The following is a 16,073-nucleotide window of genomic DNA, read 5'->3' on the forward strand; positions in this document are numbered from 1 at the left end:
GAATCACGAGGAAGGTCGCCGTGGGTAACCCGCTTGTCGCCGAGGTGAAGGACTCGACGAAGGCGTACACCGGCTCGTCACTGCTGGAGTCGGCGTTCGAGCTGAAATCGGCCATCGAAAGCGGCGACTGGGCCTCGGTGGCGCTGGGCGCGGTCGGGACCGCGCTCGACGCGCTGTCGATGGCGATGGATCCCTTCGGCGCGATCCTCGCGAACGGCGTCGGCTGGCTGATGGAACACGTCGGCCCGCTCAAGGAGGCGCTCGACGCGCTCACCGGCAACGCCGACGAGATCGCGGCGAACGCCGAGACCTGGATGAACATCGCGACCGAGCTCGGCGACGTCGGCGCGGATCTCGCCGGGATGGTCTCCGCCGATCTGCAGAGCTGGACCGGGGTTTCGGCCGACGCTTACCGCTCACAGGCCAAGGACACGGTCACGCTGCTGGAGTCGGCGAAGGCGGGTTGCGAAGGCGCCTCCAGCGGGGTGAAGACGGCGGGCGAGGTCGTCGCCGCCGTCCGCGCGCTGGTGCGCGACATCATCGCCGAGCTGATCGGGCATCTGATCAGCTGGGCGCTGCAGGTGCTGTTCACCCTCGGGATCGGACTGACCTGGGTGGTCCCGCAGGTGGTCAACGCCGTGGCGAAGACCGCGAGCAAGATCGCGAACCTGACGAAGAAGACCGTCAAGGCGCTCCAGGCGCTGATGCCGCTACTGAAGCGAGCGGACGACCTGTTCGACAGCGCGGCGAAGGCACTGAAGAAGCTCCAGCCGGGCAAGGGGGCGCCCGCGCCGAAGCCGAACAAGCTGGACGAGGGCACAACGCCCAAGAGCAGCCCCGACGGCGGGGGGACTTCACCGTCCGGCGCGGGCCCCGGCAAGAGCGATCCACCGCCGGTGAAGTCGGATCCGCCTCCGCCGCCGAAGAACGAGACCCCGGACGGATCGACCACGCCGTCCGGCTCGCCGCCTCCACCGCCGAAGGACCGCGGCGCCCCGAAACCCGAGACGAACAACCGGATCAAGGACAACGAAACCACCCCGGGTGACCGCGTCCCGCCCAAGGACCGCGGCGGCTGCGGCGACCCGATCGACGTCGCGACCGGCTCGATGATGCTGACCCAGGACGACGTCGTGTTCGCCGGCGTCCTCCCGCTGACCATGTCGCGGACGCATCTCTCGTCGTACCGCCTCGGCCGGTTCTTCGGCACGTCGTGGGCGTCCACTGTGGACCAGCGGATCGAGATCGAGGACGACGGCCTGCATCTCGCGCTCGCCGACGGAACACTTCTTTCCTACCCGGTCCCGGTTTCCGGCTCTGTCCTCCCGGAATTCGGGCAGCGGCTTCCCTTGTCCAAAGTGGACGACGGCTACGGGGTGACCACTCCCGACGGAATGCTGTTCTTCTCCGGCCCCGGGGACACCCTTCCCCTGCGCGCGATCGTGGACGGCGACGGCCACCGGATCTCCGTGCACTACGACGACAACGGTGTCCCCCGGGAGCTGGAGCACTCCGCGGGCTACCGCCTGCTCGTCGAGTCGAAGGACGGACTCGTCACCGCACTTCGGCTGCCCGGCGCGGAAACCGCGCTGCGGAACTACCGGTACGACGAGCGGCGCCGCCTGGTCGAGATCACCGACGTCGCCGGTCAGCCCCTGCGGTTCACCTACGACGCCGAGGGCCGGATCGTGCGCTGGGAGGACGTCAACGGGCGCTGGTACGGATACGGCTTCGACTCCGAAGGCCGTGTCGTGCGGGCGCAGGGCACCGGCGGATTCCTCGACGTCGACATCGAGTACGACCGGGAAAACCTGGTCACCTCGGTCACGAACTCGCTCGGGCACGTCACCCGGTATCAGCTCGACGAACTGCACCGGATCGTCGCGGAGACCGATCCGCTGGGCAACACGACGCGGTCCGAGATCGACCGCTTCGGCAAGCTGCTCAGCCGTACCGACGCCTTGGGCCGCACCACTCGGTGGGAGATGGACGACGACGGGAACGTCGTCACCGTGCTGCAGCCCGACGGAAGCCGCGCGCTCGCCGAGTACTCCGCACCGGGCCGGTGGACCAGCAGGACCGGGCCGGACGGCGCCGTCTGGCGCCGCGAGTACGACGAGCGCGGAAAGCTCGTGCGTGCCACGGATCCGACCGGCGCCACCACCACCTACGGCTACGACGACGCGGGCAACGTCGCGGTCGTGACCGACGCGCTCGGCGGCGTCACCCTGATCGAGTCGAACGCGGCGGGCCTGCCGGTCTCCGTCACCGACCCGCTCGGCGCGGTCACGCGGTACACCTACGACGAGTTCGGGCAGACCACCTCGGTCACCGACCCGCTCGGCGGTGTCACCCGGACGAAGTGGGACGGTTTCGGCGAGATCGCCGAGCAGATCGACCCCGACGGTTCCGTGTGGCGCTGGAATCGCACCACGGCCGGTTCGGCCGACGAAGCCGTGGACGCCCGCGGGCTCGCGGTGCGCACCGAATACTCGCAGTTCGACCTGCCCACCGCCGAAATCGGCCCGGACGGCGATCGACTGTCCTATGTGTACGACACCGAGCTGCGGCTGGTGTCGGTCACCAACGAGCACGGTCTCGTCTGGCGCTACGCCTACGACCCTGCCGGGAACCTGGTCAGCGAGACCGATTTCAACGGGCGCAGCACCCGGTACGGCTACGACGCCGCCGGGCAACTGGTGTCGCGCACCAATAGTCTCGGGCAGACGGTCATCCTCGAATACGACGTGCTCGGCCGCGTCGTCGGCCGCCGGGCGGCCGACGATGTCGCCACGTTCACTTACGACGGCGCGGACCGGATGACCTCGGCGCGCAACGCGCATTCCGAGGTCACCGTCACCTACGACGCGCTGGGCCGGATCGTCTCGGAAGCGCTCAATGGCCGGGCCGTCCTTTCGGACTACGACGCCATCGGCCGTCGCGTCGCGCGGCGTACCCCGTCGGGCGCCGAGTCCTTCTTCGCCTACGACGCGGCGAGCCGCCCCGTCGCGCTGCGAACGGCCGGGCGCACCCTGCGTTTCGAGTACGACCCGGCAGGCCGGGAAGTGGCGCGGCGGCTGGACGGCACCCCGGTCGAGCTGCGCCAAGGCTGGGACGCCGCCGATCGGCTGACCTCGCAGACCGTGTCCACCGGCCGGGGTGTCGTCCAGCACCGCGAGTACGGCTACCTGCTGGACGGACTCGTCTCGTCGATCTCGGATTCGCTTTCCGGGCCTCGATCACTGAGGGTCGACCGGGCGGGCCGCGTGGTCGACGTCCAGGGTCAGGGCTGGCGGGAGAGCTACGGCTACAACCTCGCGGGCGCGATCACGCAGGCGGGCTGGCCGGGCGCGGATCCGGCCGTCGGACCGCGGCGCTACCACGGCACCCTGATGACCGGCGCCGGGGCGACGTCGTACCTGCACGACACCGAAGGCCGCACGATCGCGCGCCGCGAACCCGGCCGTGCCTGGACCTATCAGTGGAACTCCGACGACCGGCTGACCGGCGTCGTCACGCCCGACGGTGAGCGCTGGCTCTACCACTACGACGCGCTCGGACGGCGGATCGCCAAGCAGCACCTCGACCTCCATGGCCGGATTCTCGAACAGATCGATTTCACCTGGGACGGCTCGAAGCTCGCCGAAGAGATCCGCGGCGGCACCGCCGTCGTCTGGGACCTGGAGCCGGGCACGGACCGGCCGATCACGCAGATCGAACGGATCGCCGGACAGGACGCCCGGTTCCACGCCGTCGTCACCGATCTCGTCGGCTCACCGAGCGAACTGCTCGACGAATCGGGCGATGTCGCCTGGCATGTGCACACGTCCTTGTGGGGCAAGGTGCTCTCGCCGCCGGGGCGGGCGTACACGCCGTTGCGCTTCCCCGGCCAGTACCACGACCCGGAAACCGGGCTGCACTACAACTTCAAGCGCTACTACGACCCGGCCACCGGCCGGTACCTCTCGCACGACCCGCTCGGCCTCGAACCGGCGTCGGACTCGCTGGCCTACGTCGGCAACCCGACGGACATGATCGACCCGCTCGGCCTGGCGCCGACGAGGCCGAAGACGGGCGCCTGCGGCAAGGGCTCCCGTGGGGGCGGCGGCAAGACGAAGTCGCCGGGCAACCGGGTCACCAAGCCGAAGCCGGCGCCGGGGCCGAAGAAGCCGCGGCGCCCACCGCAGAGTTATCTCGACGGCACGCACGGCGCGAAGAACCGTGAGCAGAACCGGCTCACGGCCAAGTACGACAACGAACTCAAGGCCGACGGCCGGGAGAAGGTGTCCGGGCAGTCCCACGAGTCCGAGCACCCGATCCCCTACGAGGCGATCGGCCGCGGCAGTGGCGGCGCGCGGGGTTCGAGCCACGACCAGAAGGACCTGGAAAACCACGCTTGGGCGTATCAGGAGGCCAAACCCGCGCACAAGTCGCATATCGGTACCGGCAACAAGGGCGACCAGGACCTGACGGAAGGTTCGGCGAACCCGAGCGGTTTCAAGAACAGCCAGGAATACCGCGACTCCGAGCGCAACGCGCTGGAAGGCGGCGACCCGAACACCGCGATCCAGCTCAACCAGCTCGACTACGCGTTCCGGGACGGGTTCAAGAACACCGACGGCACCCTCGACGGCAAGATCGCCGACGACTCGTACCACAAGATGATCGACGACGCGCACGCCAGCGGAAAGGGCCTCACCTACTCGACCGGCCCCGGTACGACCGCGACCACCCCGCCGCTGTCCAGCCACGACGTCAAGGAACTGCACATGACCCGGGACACCATCCGGGACGGTGACTGGCCCGAGGAGATGAAGCGGCAGAACCGCGAGACCTACGAGCAGGAAGTCGATCGGATCCACGACAACTACCCGGAGCCGAGCGCGGCCGACCGGGCGAAGTACCAGACCGGCGAGGGCGGCTGGGGCGACCTGGATTACGGCAAGAAGGACCCGGACGCGATGGACGTCGACTGACCCCTCCGCAATTAGTCACCTACTTGCCCCGGAGCGCGGCCGGGCGCCGGCAGGCATTCAGGCAAGTAGGTGACTAATTGCGGCAGGGGGGATCAGGCGGCGGCGAGGGCGACGACGCGGTTCCGCCCGCTGTTCTTCGCCTGGTAGAGCGCGGAGTCGGCGACGTGCAGCAGCCGTTCCAGCACGGTTCCGCCGGACGGGTAGACCGCGGCGCCGATCGACACCGAAAGACCCTGCACGACGCGCGGCCCCGAAGCGGTCGCGACCTCGACCTCGAGCGCCATCACCGCCCGCCGCACTCGCTCGGCCACGGGAAGCACGTCGGTCTCCGTCGCGCCGGGAAGCAGCACGACGAACTCCTCGCCACCGAAGCGGCCGACGGAGTCGTAATCGCGTACGTGCTCGGAGATCGCCTCCGCGACCGCCTTGAGCACGACGTCGCCGGCGAGATGCCCGTAGACGTCGTTGACCTGCTTGAAATGGTCGAGATCGAGCATCAGCACGCCGAGTTTGCTCTTCGCCCTGGCCGCCGACATGAGCTCCCGCTCGCTCAGCGCGTGCCACGCGTGCGCGTTCAGGACGCCGGTCTTGCCGTCGATGTTCGCCGCGATCTCCAGCTGCCGCACCAGCACACTGCGGTGCAGCACCAGCACCGGCAGCAGGACGAACGGGACGAGCGCCGGCGCGTGGACGATGCCCAGCGCGGTCGAGGTCCCGAGTACCAGCGTGGTGATCTCGAGCAGGTTGTCGTCGCCGGTGCCGAACAGCGCACGCGGTGCTTTTGCCCCGGTGTGCAGGTACACCGAGAGCGCCACGACGAACGCGTTGACCACGGTGAACACGGCCGCCGCCTCGACGATCTTCAGCGAGCCGGCGAACCCGACGGGCAGGCCGTTCCACCCGGAGACGATGGCCCCCGACGCCAGGCAGGAGATCACGATCGCCGCCGCGCAGTACACCACGCGGTACGCCGGGCGGTGGCTCATCCCCCGCCACACCCGCAGCCAAAGATGCAGGTAGATGAGCAGTCCGAGGGCCAGCGCGAACCCCTGCGGCAGGACGAGCACCCCCGCGAACGTCCACACCGAAGTCATGTTGATATGCGGCCGGTCACACAGCGTGCGCCGTAGCCGTTCCACCGAACGCGAAAGCTCGGCCTGCAGGACGGCGAGGCCGAGCAGTGATCCAAATCGGACGAATTCCGTAGTCTCGTAGTTCGATCGGAGCAGGGCGATTACGGCGACTGCCGCCGCAAGTCCTTCCACCACAAGGAAAACCGCCGGAACCCCACGTGGTCCGGACCATAACTCCCAGTGCCGGACCCAGGCTCTCAGACGTGTACCTGTCCCTTCTCCGGCGAGTTCCGTATCCCCCATAATCATCGTCACCGGTCCCCCTTCCGTACACATTTCAATGTATCCGAGGTAGTACTGAGGGTGGCTCGAGTCAATTCCGGAACACACAGATGGAGCAGTGGAGGGAGGATCATCATGAACGGTCGCGAGGACTGATCCCATCAATTCAGCCGGCCCGGCTGCCGGCCGGGAGCCATACATCGGGGCCGGTGGCGATGGTGCGTTTCCAGGCCATCGCCATCGGCCCCGCCGAGGCCACGGCCACCGTCGCGGCCACCCCGACGGCCACGAACGGACCGGTCAACTGGGCAAGACCGCCCGCGAGCATGATCCCGATTCCTTGCACGGTCACCAAACTCGTCGAGGTCAGGCCCATCACCTGTGCCCGGACGCCGTCGGGCACCGCGCGGGCCATCAACGCGACGGCCTGCAGGTGGTACGGCGCCGCGAAGGCCCCGCTGAGCCCGATCAACAGCAGGCACACCGGCAGCGGCGGGCTAAAGAAGAGAAAGACCAAAGGAACGACGGATGCGATGGCGAGAATGCCGACCATTCGCGTTTTCCGTCGCGCCGGAACCCATTTCGTGAAGATCCACGATCCTATTACCGAACCCACCGGATCCGCCGCGAGAATAAGCCCGACCGCGAAAGTCCCCGCCCCGAGACCGACGGCGAGCGGTGCCGCGAGCCCCTCCGGCGCGATGGCGAACCCGGCGAGCATCTTCAGCCCGAAGAGCACCCGGATTCCCTTGCCCTGCCACAGTTCTCTGGCGCCTTCACCACTGAAAGCCCGTGCCACCCGGCTTTTCACCGAAGATTCCGTGGCGACGGGCGTCCGGCGACGAACCCCTGTGGACACCAGCAGTGCCGAGACCACAAAGGTCACCGCGTCGATCACCAGCCCCCAGTAGGGCGTCACGAAGCCGATCACCAGCCCGCCACCGCCGAATCCGGCGAGCTGTGCCGTTTGGATGGTGATCGTGCGGACCGCGAGCCCGGCGATGTACCGGTCGCCTTCGAGGACGTCCGGGAGCAACGCGAGCTGGGCCGCCCGGAACGGGCCGCCCGCCATCGTCAGGAGCACCAGCAGCCCGGCCAGTACCGCGAGCGGCATTCCCGGCACGGCCATCAGCGCCGCGAGCGCCGCGCGCAGCAGGTCGCAGACGATCATCACCGTCCGCCGCGGATACCGGTCCGCCAGACCGGCGAACAGGGTGCCCCCGATCAGCGTCGGCAGGTACGTCAGGCCGTAGGTGAGCCCGGTCAGCCCCGCCGACGCGGTTCTTTCCCAGACCAGCACCGACAACGCGACTCTGGCCAGCTGGTCACCGGCCTGTGAAAGCGCCTCCGCCGCCCACAACGCCCGGAACTCGCCGACCGCGAAAGCGGCCTTGAACGTGGTGCTCCGAGCGGAATCCCCCTTCTCCATGAGCCCCTCCCCTTGGCTCACGGTAGTCGATCACTTCCGCAGTGTCAGCGCCCATCCGGACCACCACACCCCTCAGAGTCCACTGTGGACGGACAATTTCGCGTGCTCCGCGGCGGCACGGGCGAAGGCCTGGACGAGCGGATGCGGCCGGGTCCCGTCGCCGGCGAGTTCCGGCTGGAACAGCGTCGCCAGGAAGAACGGGTGCTCCGGCAGTTCCGCGATCCGCGCGTCGCCCTCGTCGTCGAATCCACTGAAGACGACCCCGTTCGCCGCCAAGGTGTCCAGATGCCGGGAGTCGAGACCGTACGAACAGTGGTACCGCTCAACGGAACGTTCCACCCCGAGGACCCGTGCCGCGAGGGTATCCGGCGTGACGTGGACGGCGCCCTCGTGCCCGACGAGCGAACAAGCCAGCGGGATGATCAGCCGGTCGTCCGATTCCGGCGCGTTCTCCGCGTGCCCGATCCCGTCGAGGCCGCAGACGTTCCGTGCGAATTCCAGCAGCGCGTGCTGGAAACCGGCGCAGGTGCCGAGGAACGGGATGCCGTTCTCGCGGGCGGCGCGCACGGTCTCCACCGCGCCGGCTTCGGACCGGTACGGGCTGCCGGGCACCAGCCAGACGCCGTCGAAACCGGTGAGGTCGCCGGCGGCGTCGGTCGGGATCCAGTAGGCGTCGATTTCGAGGCCGTCACGCTCGGCGAGACGCGCGAAGAGCGTCGGGATCCGGACATGGGAGCGGACGCCGTCCGAACGGTCGCCGACCAGGGCGACCCGGGCTTTCTGTGTCATGCGGCCATCCTGACCCGCGAACCGACTTCAGCGCCAACGATGATCCGTGCTGGTTCGATAAGCGATACTGATGACCATGGAGACCCATCTGCTCCGCACCTTCGTGGCGGTGGCACGCGGCGGCTCGTTCTCGCGGGCGGCCCGCGACCTCGGCTACACGCAGTCCGCGATTTCCCAGCACATCGCCACGCTCGAACAGGATCTCGGCACCACGCTGCTGACCCGGCGGCCCGTCGCACCGACCCGGGCCGGGGAACGTCTCCTCGAACACGCCGGTCCGCTGCTGACCCGGCTCGACGCCGCTCGCGCGGATCTCGCCAGGCTCACCGCGGCGCCCACCGGCCGGGTCGTGCTCGGGCTGACCCCGCTGTCACTCACCGCCGAGGTCGCCGCCGCCGTGCCGCGCGGCACCGAATTACGCGTCCTGGGCCGCGAAGCCGTCCTGACGGAGGTCGCGGCGGGCACACTCGACCTCGGTCTCGTCGATGGGATGACCGCGCCGAGCGATCCTCTGCCACTGCCCGACGTCGGTCCGCTCACCACCACCGTCGTCGGCGAACGCCCGCTCGCGGTCGCGATCCCCGCGGGCCATCCGATGACGGGACGGTCCGTCCGGCTGGCCGAACTCGCCGACGCGGGCTGGATCGACGCACCGGACACCGCGATTCCGTTGGAGCGCTTGAGGAAAGCCGCCTCGACCGACGGGTTCCGAGGTCGCCTGCGCTACACCGGGACCGACGTCCGCGGCCTGCTCGGCCTGGTCGCCGCCGGTCAGGGACTGGCACTGCTCCCGGCGGACGTGCTCACCGGGACGAGCACGCTTTCCCTGTCCTCGCCGCGCGTGGTGCACCGCACCGAACTCGTGCACGGCGACCCCGGCGAGGGCTCCGCGCTGGCCGCCGCGCTGACCGGTCAGCGGCCGTAACTCATCATTCCCTGCGCCATCTCCATCGCCAGCGAACTCGCCACGACGGGATCCATCAGGCTCCGGAGGCCGTCGGCGGGCTTGTCCCGCGATCCGGTGTCGGAACGCGGCTGCTCCGGCGGTTTGGTCTCGGCGGGCGGCAGGGCGACGACCTGCTCCTTGACGGGCTTCTTCTTCGTCGCGGGCGCTTGCTGTTTCACGGTGACCGGGACGTAGACGGTCACCGGGGCGGCCTGCGGCGCGGGCTGCGCGGGCGGCGCCGCCTGCTGGGTCGCCACGGCGGGCAGCGGCTGCTCGGGCAGGGCGGTGTCGTCGACCGGCTCGACGGCGAAGGTGCCGGCGAACCAGCCGATGGCGAGCAGCGCCACCCCGGCCCCGCCGACGAGCCAGGAGCGGGCGCGACGGTGGATGACGACGGCCTTGGGCCGCAGGTCCTTGTCCACCACCGGTTCGCAGACCGGGGAGCGCACCGGCATCGGCTCGGGCTCGGGTTCGTTCTCCGGGCTGCGCCGCCGCTTCGGCAGGCTCGCCGCGATGATCCCCGTCCGGTCCAGGAGTTCGACGGTCTCGACAGGCGCGGAGAACGCGTCAGTCGACGGACGGCGCTGGGCGGCGCGCGGCATGGGGACCTCCGGAAGCGGAATCACGAACTTGAGCATTGTGGTGCATTTCCGACGCCGCCGTAAGTAACGCACCCCGATCGAGTTATCCCGAGCCGTCCGGAGCACGGAGAGTTACTCCGTTCAGAGCCGCTTCATTCCCATGCGCCCCAGCAGGGCGAGCGGCCGCTGGTAAAAAGAGCCGAGCACGCGGGGAATCGCGTCGATGGCATACGCGTCCGGGCCGATCAGGATGCGCGCCGTCCCCCGTTCGATACCGCGCACGATGGTCTGCGCGGCCTTCTCCGGCGTCGTCCTCGCGATCTTTTCGAATCCTTCGGCCGCTTTGTCGATGTCCCGCTCGACGCCGCCCCGCGCGTCACGGGCGATATTCGTCTTGATGCCGCCGGGATGCACGCAGCTGACCTTGACCGGATGCCGGGCGATCAGCATTTCCTGCCGCAGCGCCTCGGTGAACCCCCGCACCCCGAATTTCGCCGCGTTGTAAGCACTCTGCGTGGGCACGCCGATGAAGCCGAACACACTCGAAAGGTTGACGATATGCCCGTCACCCGAAGCGATCACCTGCGGCAGAAACGCTTTCGTGCCGTTGACCACGCCGCCGAGATTGATCCCCATCAACCAGTCGTAGTCGTCCCAGGTCATTTCCTCGACCGTGGCCCCGAGCGCCACCCCGGCGTTGTTCACCACGACGTTGGCGCCGCCGAAATCCACGGCGACCTCCTCGGCGTGCGCGAGGACGGCGTCACGGTCGGCGACGTCGAGCGCGTACGCCTTCGCGGTCGCACCCGCCTTCTCGCACTCCGCCACGGTGCCCGCCGCACGGACGGCATCGACATCGGACAGCGCCAGCCTGGCGCCCCGCCCCGCCAGTTCGATCGCGAGCGCCTTGCCGATCCCCGAGCCCGCGCCCGTGATCACCACGACCTTGTCCGTGAACGACTTCATACCCGCTCCAACCCGCTCGACTGTTACCGGAGGTAACACATACTACGGCTGTGAGCTTGCTGTGCGTTGATCGATTCGGGCTGTGTTCGCGTACCACTTATGGTGATCTGGAACTCCGACAGCCGTGGACAAGCGAAAGGAAGGCGATGCGCCGCGCCCTGTTGCTCGTGTTCTGTGTCGTTCTGTCCGGTTGTTCCGCCGCGCCGGATCCCGCCGCGACCGCGGGCGGCGCGACCGTGGCGGCCACCCCCGGCGCGCCTCGGACCAATCCGGCGATCGGCGCGCTCTTCCTCGACGGAACGCATTTCTGCACGGCCAGCGTCGTCCACAGCGCCCCCGGAGACCTTCTGCTCACGGCGGCGCATTGCCTCCACGACGGCGAAGGCGGCGAATACGCGACGGGGATCACGTTCGCGCCCGGCTATCACGACGGCGTCGCGCCCTACGGCTATTGGGACGTCTCGGATCCGCAGGTTCCCGACGGCTGGGCCGAGTCCTCCGATCCGGACCTCGACGTCGGCTTCGCGACCGCCCGTCAGGCGGGCACCACGAAGACCCTCGAAAGCGTCACCGGCGCCAACACCCTGCTGACCGGCGGCGGATTCGCCCATACCATCACCCTGACCGGCTATCCCGACGAACAGGAGGCGCCGGTCGTCTGCCACGGCTCCAGCGCCCAGGCCGACACCTACCAGATGCGCGTCGCGTGCCCCGGCTTCACGACCGGCACCAGCGGCGGCCCGTGGGTGGTCGGCGCCGACCCCGAGACCGAACTCGGCACCGTCGTCGGCGTGATCGGTGGCTATCTGTATGGCGGGGACGATCCGGACACGTCCTACAGCAGCTACTTCGACACCGACGTCGCCACCTTGTACCGGAAGATGGACGCCCGGGGATGATCTCCCCATGAGCATCCGCGACGTCCCGATCACCGGCGAGCCGATCCGCCTCGGCCAGTTCCTCAAACTGGCCAACCTGGCCGAAGACGGTTCGCACGCCAAAGACCTCCTCGACGCCGAAGAGGTCACGGTCAACGGCGAGGTGGAGGTCCGGCGCGGCCGTCAGCTGACGAACGGTGACGTCGTGGAGGTCGGCGGCGAAGGCGGCCGCGTCGTCCTGGCCTAGCGCCCCGTGCCTCGCGTGATCGAACGGCCAACTCGCGTGCTCAGACGGACGACACGCGTGATTGAACGGACGACACGGCCGTCTGAGCACGCGAAACTAGCGGCCTTGCAACGGCGCCAGGCGCAACGCCCTCGCGAGTTCTTCGAGTTCGCGGTGCACCGGCTCGTTCAACGGGACCCCGAGCGCCTGGCACTGTTCGAGGTACTGCGCCTCTCGCCAGCCCGGATAGCGGACCGGGGTGCCGCCCTCCCAGCCGAGCAGGCTGCCGAACAGCGCGCTGGCCGCCTTGTAGAACCCGTCGGCGCTGCGGAGCGTCGTCGGCGCGATGGCCATCACCATCAGGCCGGTGTCGTGATCGTGGTCGCCGACGCCCGACAGCACCCCGGCGAAGATCTCCACCAACAGCGCGAAGCCGGCGACGGCGGCGCTGTCGACATCCGCGAGGGTGTCCAGGTCGAGGACGAACTCCGGGTACGCGCCCGCGGGGGCGGCCATGCCGAGCGGGTTCGCGGCCTTCCCGAGCTCACCGCCCGCCGCCATGACGAGCCCGATCATGGTGTGCGGCAACGCCCTCGCCGCATGATGCCCGGCACGGCCGAACGGACCGACACCGCGGACCGACATGAGCCCGACGCCGTACCGGCCCGCCCGGGACACCGCCCGGTCCATCGCGTCGCCGACGGCCCACAGCCCGGGCGCGCGGCGGTAGTCGATCAGGGCCGCGGCGCCGCGGTCGGCGATCATCAGCGGTTCGGCCCTCGGCCGCACCGTGCCGTCGACCAGCATCGGCAGATGCAGCCGGGTCAGTTCGGCGACACCGGACTCCGGCGTTCCGGTGAGATCGCCGTGGCACAACGCCTCGGCGGCCATCCTGGCGCGCGACCACGGCAGGTCGTGCGCGGTGAAGATCTCGGTGACCAGGTCGATCAGGGCGTCGATCGGGACGCGCTGCCAGACCTGTTCCGGGATCGGGGAGGGTTCGGCCGGTTCGGGGATCGGCTCGACGGGCGCGCGGCGAAGAGAACGGGGTCTGAGGGGCACTCCGCCGAGGGTGCCCAACCGCGTTTTTCGGCGTCAACGAACCAAGGCAGCTTCTAACCGACTGTGTGATCGAAGCACTCGGAAACGTCGGTGGGCGGACGTACCATCGGGCCATGTGCCGGAACATCACGACGCTTCGAGGGCTTGAGCCGGCGGCGACGCCGGACGAGATCGAGGCCGCCGCCCGCCAGTACGTCCGCAAGGTGTCCGGGGTGCAGAGCCTGTCCGACGCCACCCGCGAGCCCTTCGAGGCCGCCGTCGCCGAGATCACCGAGATCACCCGGCGGCTGCTGACCGAACTGCCCGCACGCCGTCAGCCGCCGGCGACGGTGCCACCGTTGCGCCGTCCCGAGGTCCAGGCGCGAATCGCGGCGAAGGCCGCGAAGACCCAGGCTTCCTGAACTCGGGCGGTTACGGTGAGCGGGTGACATACCCGCAAGACCCCTACGGTCACCAGCAGCCCTACGGCCAGCAACCTCCGTACGGGCAGCCGTACCAGCAACCGGGCTATGGGTACGGCCCGCCGCAACCGCCGCAGGAGCAGGGCCTGGCGATCGCGGCGCTGGTCGTGTCGATCGCCAGCCTGGTCGCCTGCAGCGGCCTGCCGTCGATCGCGGGCGTCATCATGGGGCATATCGCGCATTCCAAGGCCAAACGCGGCGAAGCGGGCGGTCAGGGGATGGCGCTCGCGGCGATCATCATCGGCTACATCGGCGTCGCCATCATCGTCCTGCTCTTGGCGGGCTTCATCTTCGTGGGGATCCTGACCGACTGGGACTTCGACTAGTCCATCCATGCCCCCGCCACCACCCTCAACGGAAAGCTGCGCTTCGACTAGATCCGAAGCATGTCGGCACTCCCCCGTCGGATACCCTCGACAGCGGTAGCGTGTCCGAGCGGCCGAAGGAACATGTCTTGAAAACATGCGAGGGCTCTGTCCTCCGTGGGTTCGAATCCCACCGCTACCGCCAGTCTTGAAACCGAAGCTCCCCAGGCCCGCGGACCTGGGGAGCTTCGCGTTCACGCGGGCACGAGAGCCCAGACGGTCTCATCGCTGCGGCCGCCGTGGAAGGGCCGCTGCTCCAGGATCGAGGCCGTCCCGTTGTTGACCTGCCGCACCGCCAGCTGGCTGGCCCGGTTCACCAGCCCGTAGCGCATGTCGGCGCTCCGGAGCAGCTTCCATTGCTGGTTGGTGGCCGAACCGCAGTGCGTCTGTTCCAGGAACGCGCCCTCCGCGGTACTGCCGGAGACCGGCCGCAGGCACTGACCGCTGCGCTCGTTGGAGATCTTCCAGTACCCGCCGCCCGCGTCGGTGAGCCGCCACTTCTGGCCGTTGTCGTTCTGCCGCGCGACGTGGGTGATCTTCGCGCCCGCCGACGACGAACCGTCGACGACCGCCGCGCTGTTGCCGTTGGTGGCGACCGTCAGGTAGTACTTCGTGCCCACCTTCGGGCCGGGGTCGGCGACGGGGTTCAGCGTCCACTGCTGGTTGGCCGCCCCGGTGTAGGGCTGCTGGACCAACGGGGCCGGATACGCGCCGCCGTCGGTGATCGCGTAGCCGGTCAGGTAGTTGAAGATCGCCACCTTGCCGTTGCCGAGCGGCTGGAACGCCCACCGCATGCCGTTCTGGCCGTTGCAGTTGTACTGGAGGATCTGCGTACCCGGCGCCGTTCCGCTCTGCGCGCTGTCGGCGCACAGCTGGCTGTTGGCGTTGACGAGCTGCAATCCCGTGTTGTACCCGAGGATCCACTTCTGGCTCATGGAGTCGTCGCGCGGCCGGTGGCTGAGGTTGACGAGGCCGCCGGTCGACGAACCCACGACGTCGATGGCGTCGCCGTTCGCGCCGGTGATGACGTAGGTCTTGCCGCCTCGCGCGTGGCCGTCGTCGTTGTCGGGAGTGTCCTTCTTGATCAGGAAGGCGCTGTTGGCGACGTTCCAATGGGTGGCGAGCCAGCTGCCGGGGGTCGGGTTCGTGCTGAAGTAGTCGTCGTTGCCGCAGTCCAGCAGCCGATCGAAATCGCGTTCCGTGCAGTCGAAGGACTGGGTGTCGCCGTAACACATCAGGTCCCATTCCTGGGAGCAGTGGCCGCCGCCCTGGTAGTGCGGAGCGCCCGGCAGGACGGCGCCGAGCATGTGGCCGAGTTCGTGGGCGGCGGCGTTGACACCCCAGCAGGGGACGGCGATCTCCGTGTAGTGCCTGCCGTTGTTGAAGGCGTTGGCGGGACCGGGCTGATCGTCGCTGTCGCCCCACGTGCCGGCACAGGTGTGCGGGTTGTCGGAGAACAGCATGTAGTCGCGGTCGGCGTTGAAGAAACCGGCCTGGATGGCGCGGTCACGGATGGCGCCGGACAGATACGTGCCGTCGGGCACCACGAGGTTCGCGACGGCGACCTGACAGCCCGCGCCCGCGGTCGTCACGTACCGAAGATGCCTGCTGGCGCCTGTCGCCGCGGCGCTGTCGTTGAACGCGTCGTCGATCCCGGACGCGTAGGCGCGCAGGGACGGCACGACGGTCGTGTACCGGTCGGGCTGACCGGCCTCACGGACGTAGACCAGCTCGACGCGTTTGCCGGATACCCCGTCGCCCTCGCAGACCACCGGATTGGCGGCGACCTGCGCCTGAGCGACGGCTGGAGCGAGCGGCGCCACGGGGGTGGCGCCGGGTGGCAGTGGATGACTGTGGTCCTTGGCGACGGAAACCGCGAATTTGTCGGAGGCCGCGGCCTCCCCGACGAGCAAACCACCAAGGAGACCGACTATGACCAGCAGCCGTTTCGCCTGGAACAAGGGCTCTTCCTTTCGCGAGAGAGGAACGCGATAGGAACGCTAGAGGTCGGAGGTATAGACCACCAGGCAGAAAGACCG

General features: G+C 69.0%; 13 protein-coding genes and 1 tRNA gene. 7 read left to right on the plus strand and 7 right to left on the minus strand.

Annotated features, from left to right (window positions below; translation table 11 throughout):
• The first annotated feature begins 20 nt into the window (after positions 1-20).
• Positions 21-4,976, plus strand: a complete 4,956-nt coding sequence (locus tag CVV72_RS27775) for an RHS repeat-associated core domain-containing protein (RefSeq protein ID WP_219146466.1) — start codon at positions 21-23, stop codon at positions 4,974-4,976.
• 92 nt (positions 4,977-5,068) lie between these two features.
• Here the strand turns inward: CVV72_RS27775 and CVV72_RS27780 are convergent, their stop codons facing one another.
• The 3 genes from CVV72_RS27780 to CVV72_RS27790 form a co-directional block, all read right to left on the minus strand.
• The gene (locus CVV72_RS27780) at positions 5,069-6,244 is read right to left on the minus strand and encodes a diguanylate cyclase (RefSeq protein WP_219146468.1); all 1,176 of its coding nucleotides are present in this window, start codon (positions 6,242-6,244) and stop codon (positions 5,069-5,071) included.
• 253 nt (positions 6,245-6,497) lie between these two features.
• The gene (locus CVV72_RS27785) at positions 6,498-7,760 is read right to left on the minus strand and encodes an MFS transporter (protein WP_219146470.1); all 1,263 of its coding nucleotides are present in this window, start codon (positions 7,758-7,760) and stop codon (positions 6,498-6,500) included.
• A 72-nt stretch (positions 7,761-7,832) separates the two neighbouring features.
• Positions 7,833-8,549: a hypothetical protein gene (locus CVV72_RS27790; RefSeq protein WP_219146472.1), complete on the minus strand. Its 717-nt coding sequence runs from the start codon at positions 8,547-8,549 to the stop codon at positions 7,833-7,835.
• Positions 8,550-8,625: 76 nt separating this feature from the next.
• Here CVV72_RS27790 and CVV72_RS27795 point away from each other — a divergent pair, with 76 nt between their 5' ends.
• A complete protein-coding gene (locus CVV72_RS27795) occupies positions 8,626-9,474 on the plus strand; it encodes a LysR family transcriptional regulator (RefSeq protein ID WP_255632285.1) in 849 nt (282 codons plus the stop codon).
• Here the strand turns inward: CVV72_RS27795 and CVV72_RS27800 are convergent.
• Together CVV72_RS27800 and CVV72_RS27805 are read right to left on the minus strand one after the other, a co-directional pair.
• Entirely contained in the window at positions 9,462-10,121 is a 660-nt protein-coding gene (locus CVV72_RS27800; RefSeq protein ID WP_255632286.1) for a hypothetical protein, read from the minus strand. The genes CVV72_RS27795 and CVV72_RS27800 overlap by 13 nt on opposite strands.
• A gap of 96 nt (positions 10,122-10,217) precedes the next feature.
• The gene (locus tag CVV72_RS27805) at positions 10,218-11,042 is read right to left on the minus strand and encodes an SDR family oxidoreductase (RefSeq protein WP_219146479.1); all 825 of its coding nucleotides are present in this window, start codon (positions 11,040-11,042) and stop codon (positions 10,218-10,220) included.
• Positions 11,043-11,188: 146 nt separating this feature from the next.
• Between CVV72_RS27805 and CVV72_RS27810 the strand changes: the two genes are divergently transcribed.
• Both CVV72_RS27810 and CVV72_RS27815 read left to right on the plus strand, forming a co-directional pair.
• Positions 11,189-11,941, plus strand: a complete 753-nt coding sequence (locus tag CVV72_RS27810) for a serine protease (RefSeq protein WP_219146481.1) — start codon at positions 11,189-11,191, stop codon at positions 11,939-11,941.
• A gap of 7 nt (positions 11,942-11,948) precedes the next feature.
• Positions 11,949-12,167, plus strand: coding sequence for an RNA-binding S4 domain-containing protein (locus CVV72_RS27815; RefSeq protein WP_219146483.1), 219 nt, complete (start codon positions 11,949-11,951; stop codon positions 12,165-12,167).
• Positions 12,168-12,263: 96 nt separating this feature from the next.
• Here the strand turns inward: CVV72_RS27815 and CVV72_RS27820 are convergent, their stop codons facing one another.
• Positions 12,264-13,208, minus strand: coding sequence for an Ldh family oxidoreductase (locus tag CVV72_RS27820; RefSeq protein ID WP_255632287.1), 945 nt, complete (start codon positions 13,206-13,208; stop codon positions 12,264-12,266).
• 113 nt (positions 13,209-13,321) lie between these two features.
• Between CVV72_RS27820 and CVV72_RS27825 the strand changes: the two genes are divergently transcribed.
• The 3 genes from CVV72_RS27825 to CVV72_RS27835 all read left to right on the plus strand — a co-directional run bounded on the left by CVV72_RS27825 (position 13,322) and on the right by CVV72_RS27835 (position 14,179).
• Positions 13,322-13,609: a DUF2277 domain-containing protein gene (locus CVV72_RS27825; protein WP_219146487.1), complete on the plus strand. Its 288-nt coding sequence runs from the start codon at positions 13,322-13,324 to the stop codon at positions 13,607-13,609.
• Between the two features lie 23 nt (positions 13,610-13,632).
• Positions 13,633-13,995 carry a DUF4190 domain-containing protein gene (locus tag CVV72_RS27830; RefSeq protein ID WP_034309829.1) on the plus strand — a complete coding sequence of 121 codons (363 nt, stop codon included), beginning with the start codon at positions 13,633-13,635 and terminating at the stop codon, positions 13,993-13,995.
• A 95-nt stretch (positions 13,996-14,090) separates the two neighbouring features.
• Positions 14,091-14,179, plus strand: a tRNA-Ser gene (locus tag CVV72_RS27835).
• A gap of 49 nt (positions 14,180-14,228) precedes the next feature.
• Here CVV72_RS27835 and CVV72_RS27840 read toward each other — a convergent pair.
• Complete coding sequence (locus CVV72_RS27840) at positions 14,229-15,995, minus strand: RICIN domain-containing protein (RefSeq protein WP_219146489.1); 1,767 nt, start codon at positions 15,993-15,995, stop codon at positions 14,229-14,231.
• Positions 15,996-16,073 lie beyond the last annotated feature (78 nt).

The organism is Amycolatopsis sp. TNS106, from assembly GCF_019330265.1.
In the GTDB taxonomy this organism is placed as follows: domain Bacteria; phylum Actinomycetota; class Actinomycetes; order Mycobacteriales; family Pseudonocardiaceae; genus Amycolatopsis; species Amycolatopsis lurida.

What these genes read in the sequence shown, in the direction of transcription:
- CVV72_RS27785 (WP_219146470.1), bottom strand. Translation starts at nt 7,760, where the DNA reads ATGGAGAAGGGGGATTCCGCTCGGAGCACCACGTTCAAGGCCGCTTTC.
- CVV72_RS27790 (WP_219146472.1), bottom strand. Translation starts at nt 8,549, where the DNA reads ATGACACAGAAAGCCCGGGTCGCCCTGGTCGGCGACCGTTCGGACGGC.
- CVV72_RS27795 (WP_255632285.1), top strand. Translation starts at nt 8,626, where the DNA reads ATGGAGACCCATCTGCTCCGCACCTTCGTGGCGGTGGCACGCGGCGGC.
- CVV72_RS27805 (WP_219146479.1), bottom strand. Translation starts at nt 11,042, where the DNA reads ATGAAGTCGTTCACGGACAAGGTCGTGGTGATCACGGGCGCGGGCTCG.
- CVV72_RS27810 (WP_219146481.1), top strand. Translation starts at nt 11,189, where the DNA reads ATGCGCCGCGCCCTGTTGCTCGTGTTCTGTGTCGTTCTGTCCGGTTGT.
- CVV72_RS27815 (WP_219146483.1), top strand. Translation starts at nt 11,949, where the DNA reads ATGAGCATCCGCGACGTCCCGATCACCGGCGAGCCGATCCGCCTCGGC.
- CVV72_RS27825 (WP_219146487.1), top strand. Translation starts at nt 13,322, where the DNA reads ATGTGCCGGAACATCACGACGCTTCGAGGGCTTGAGCCGGCGGCGACG.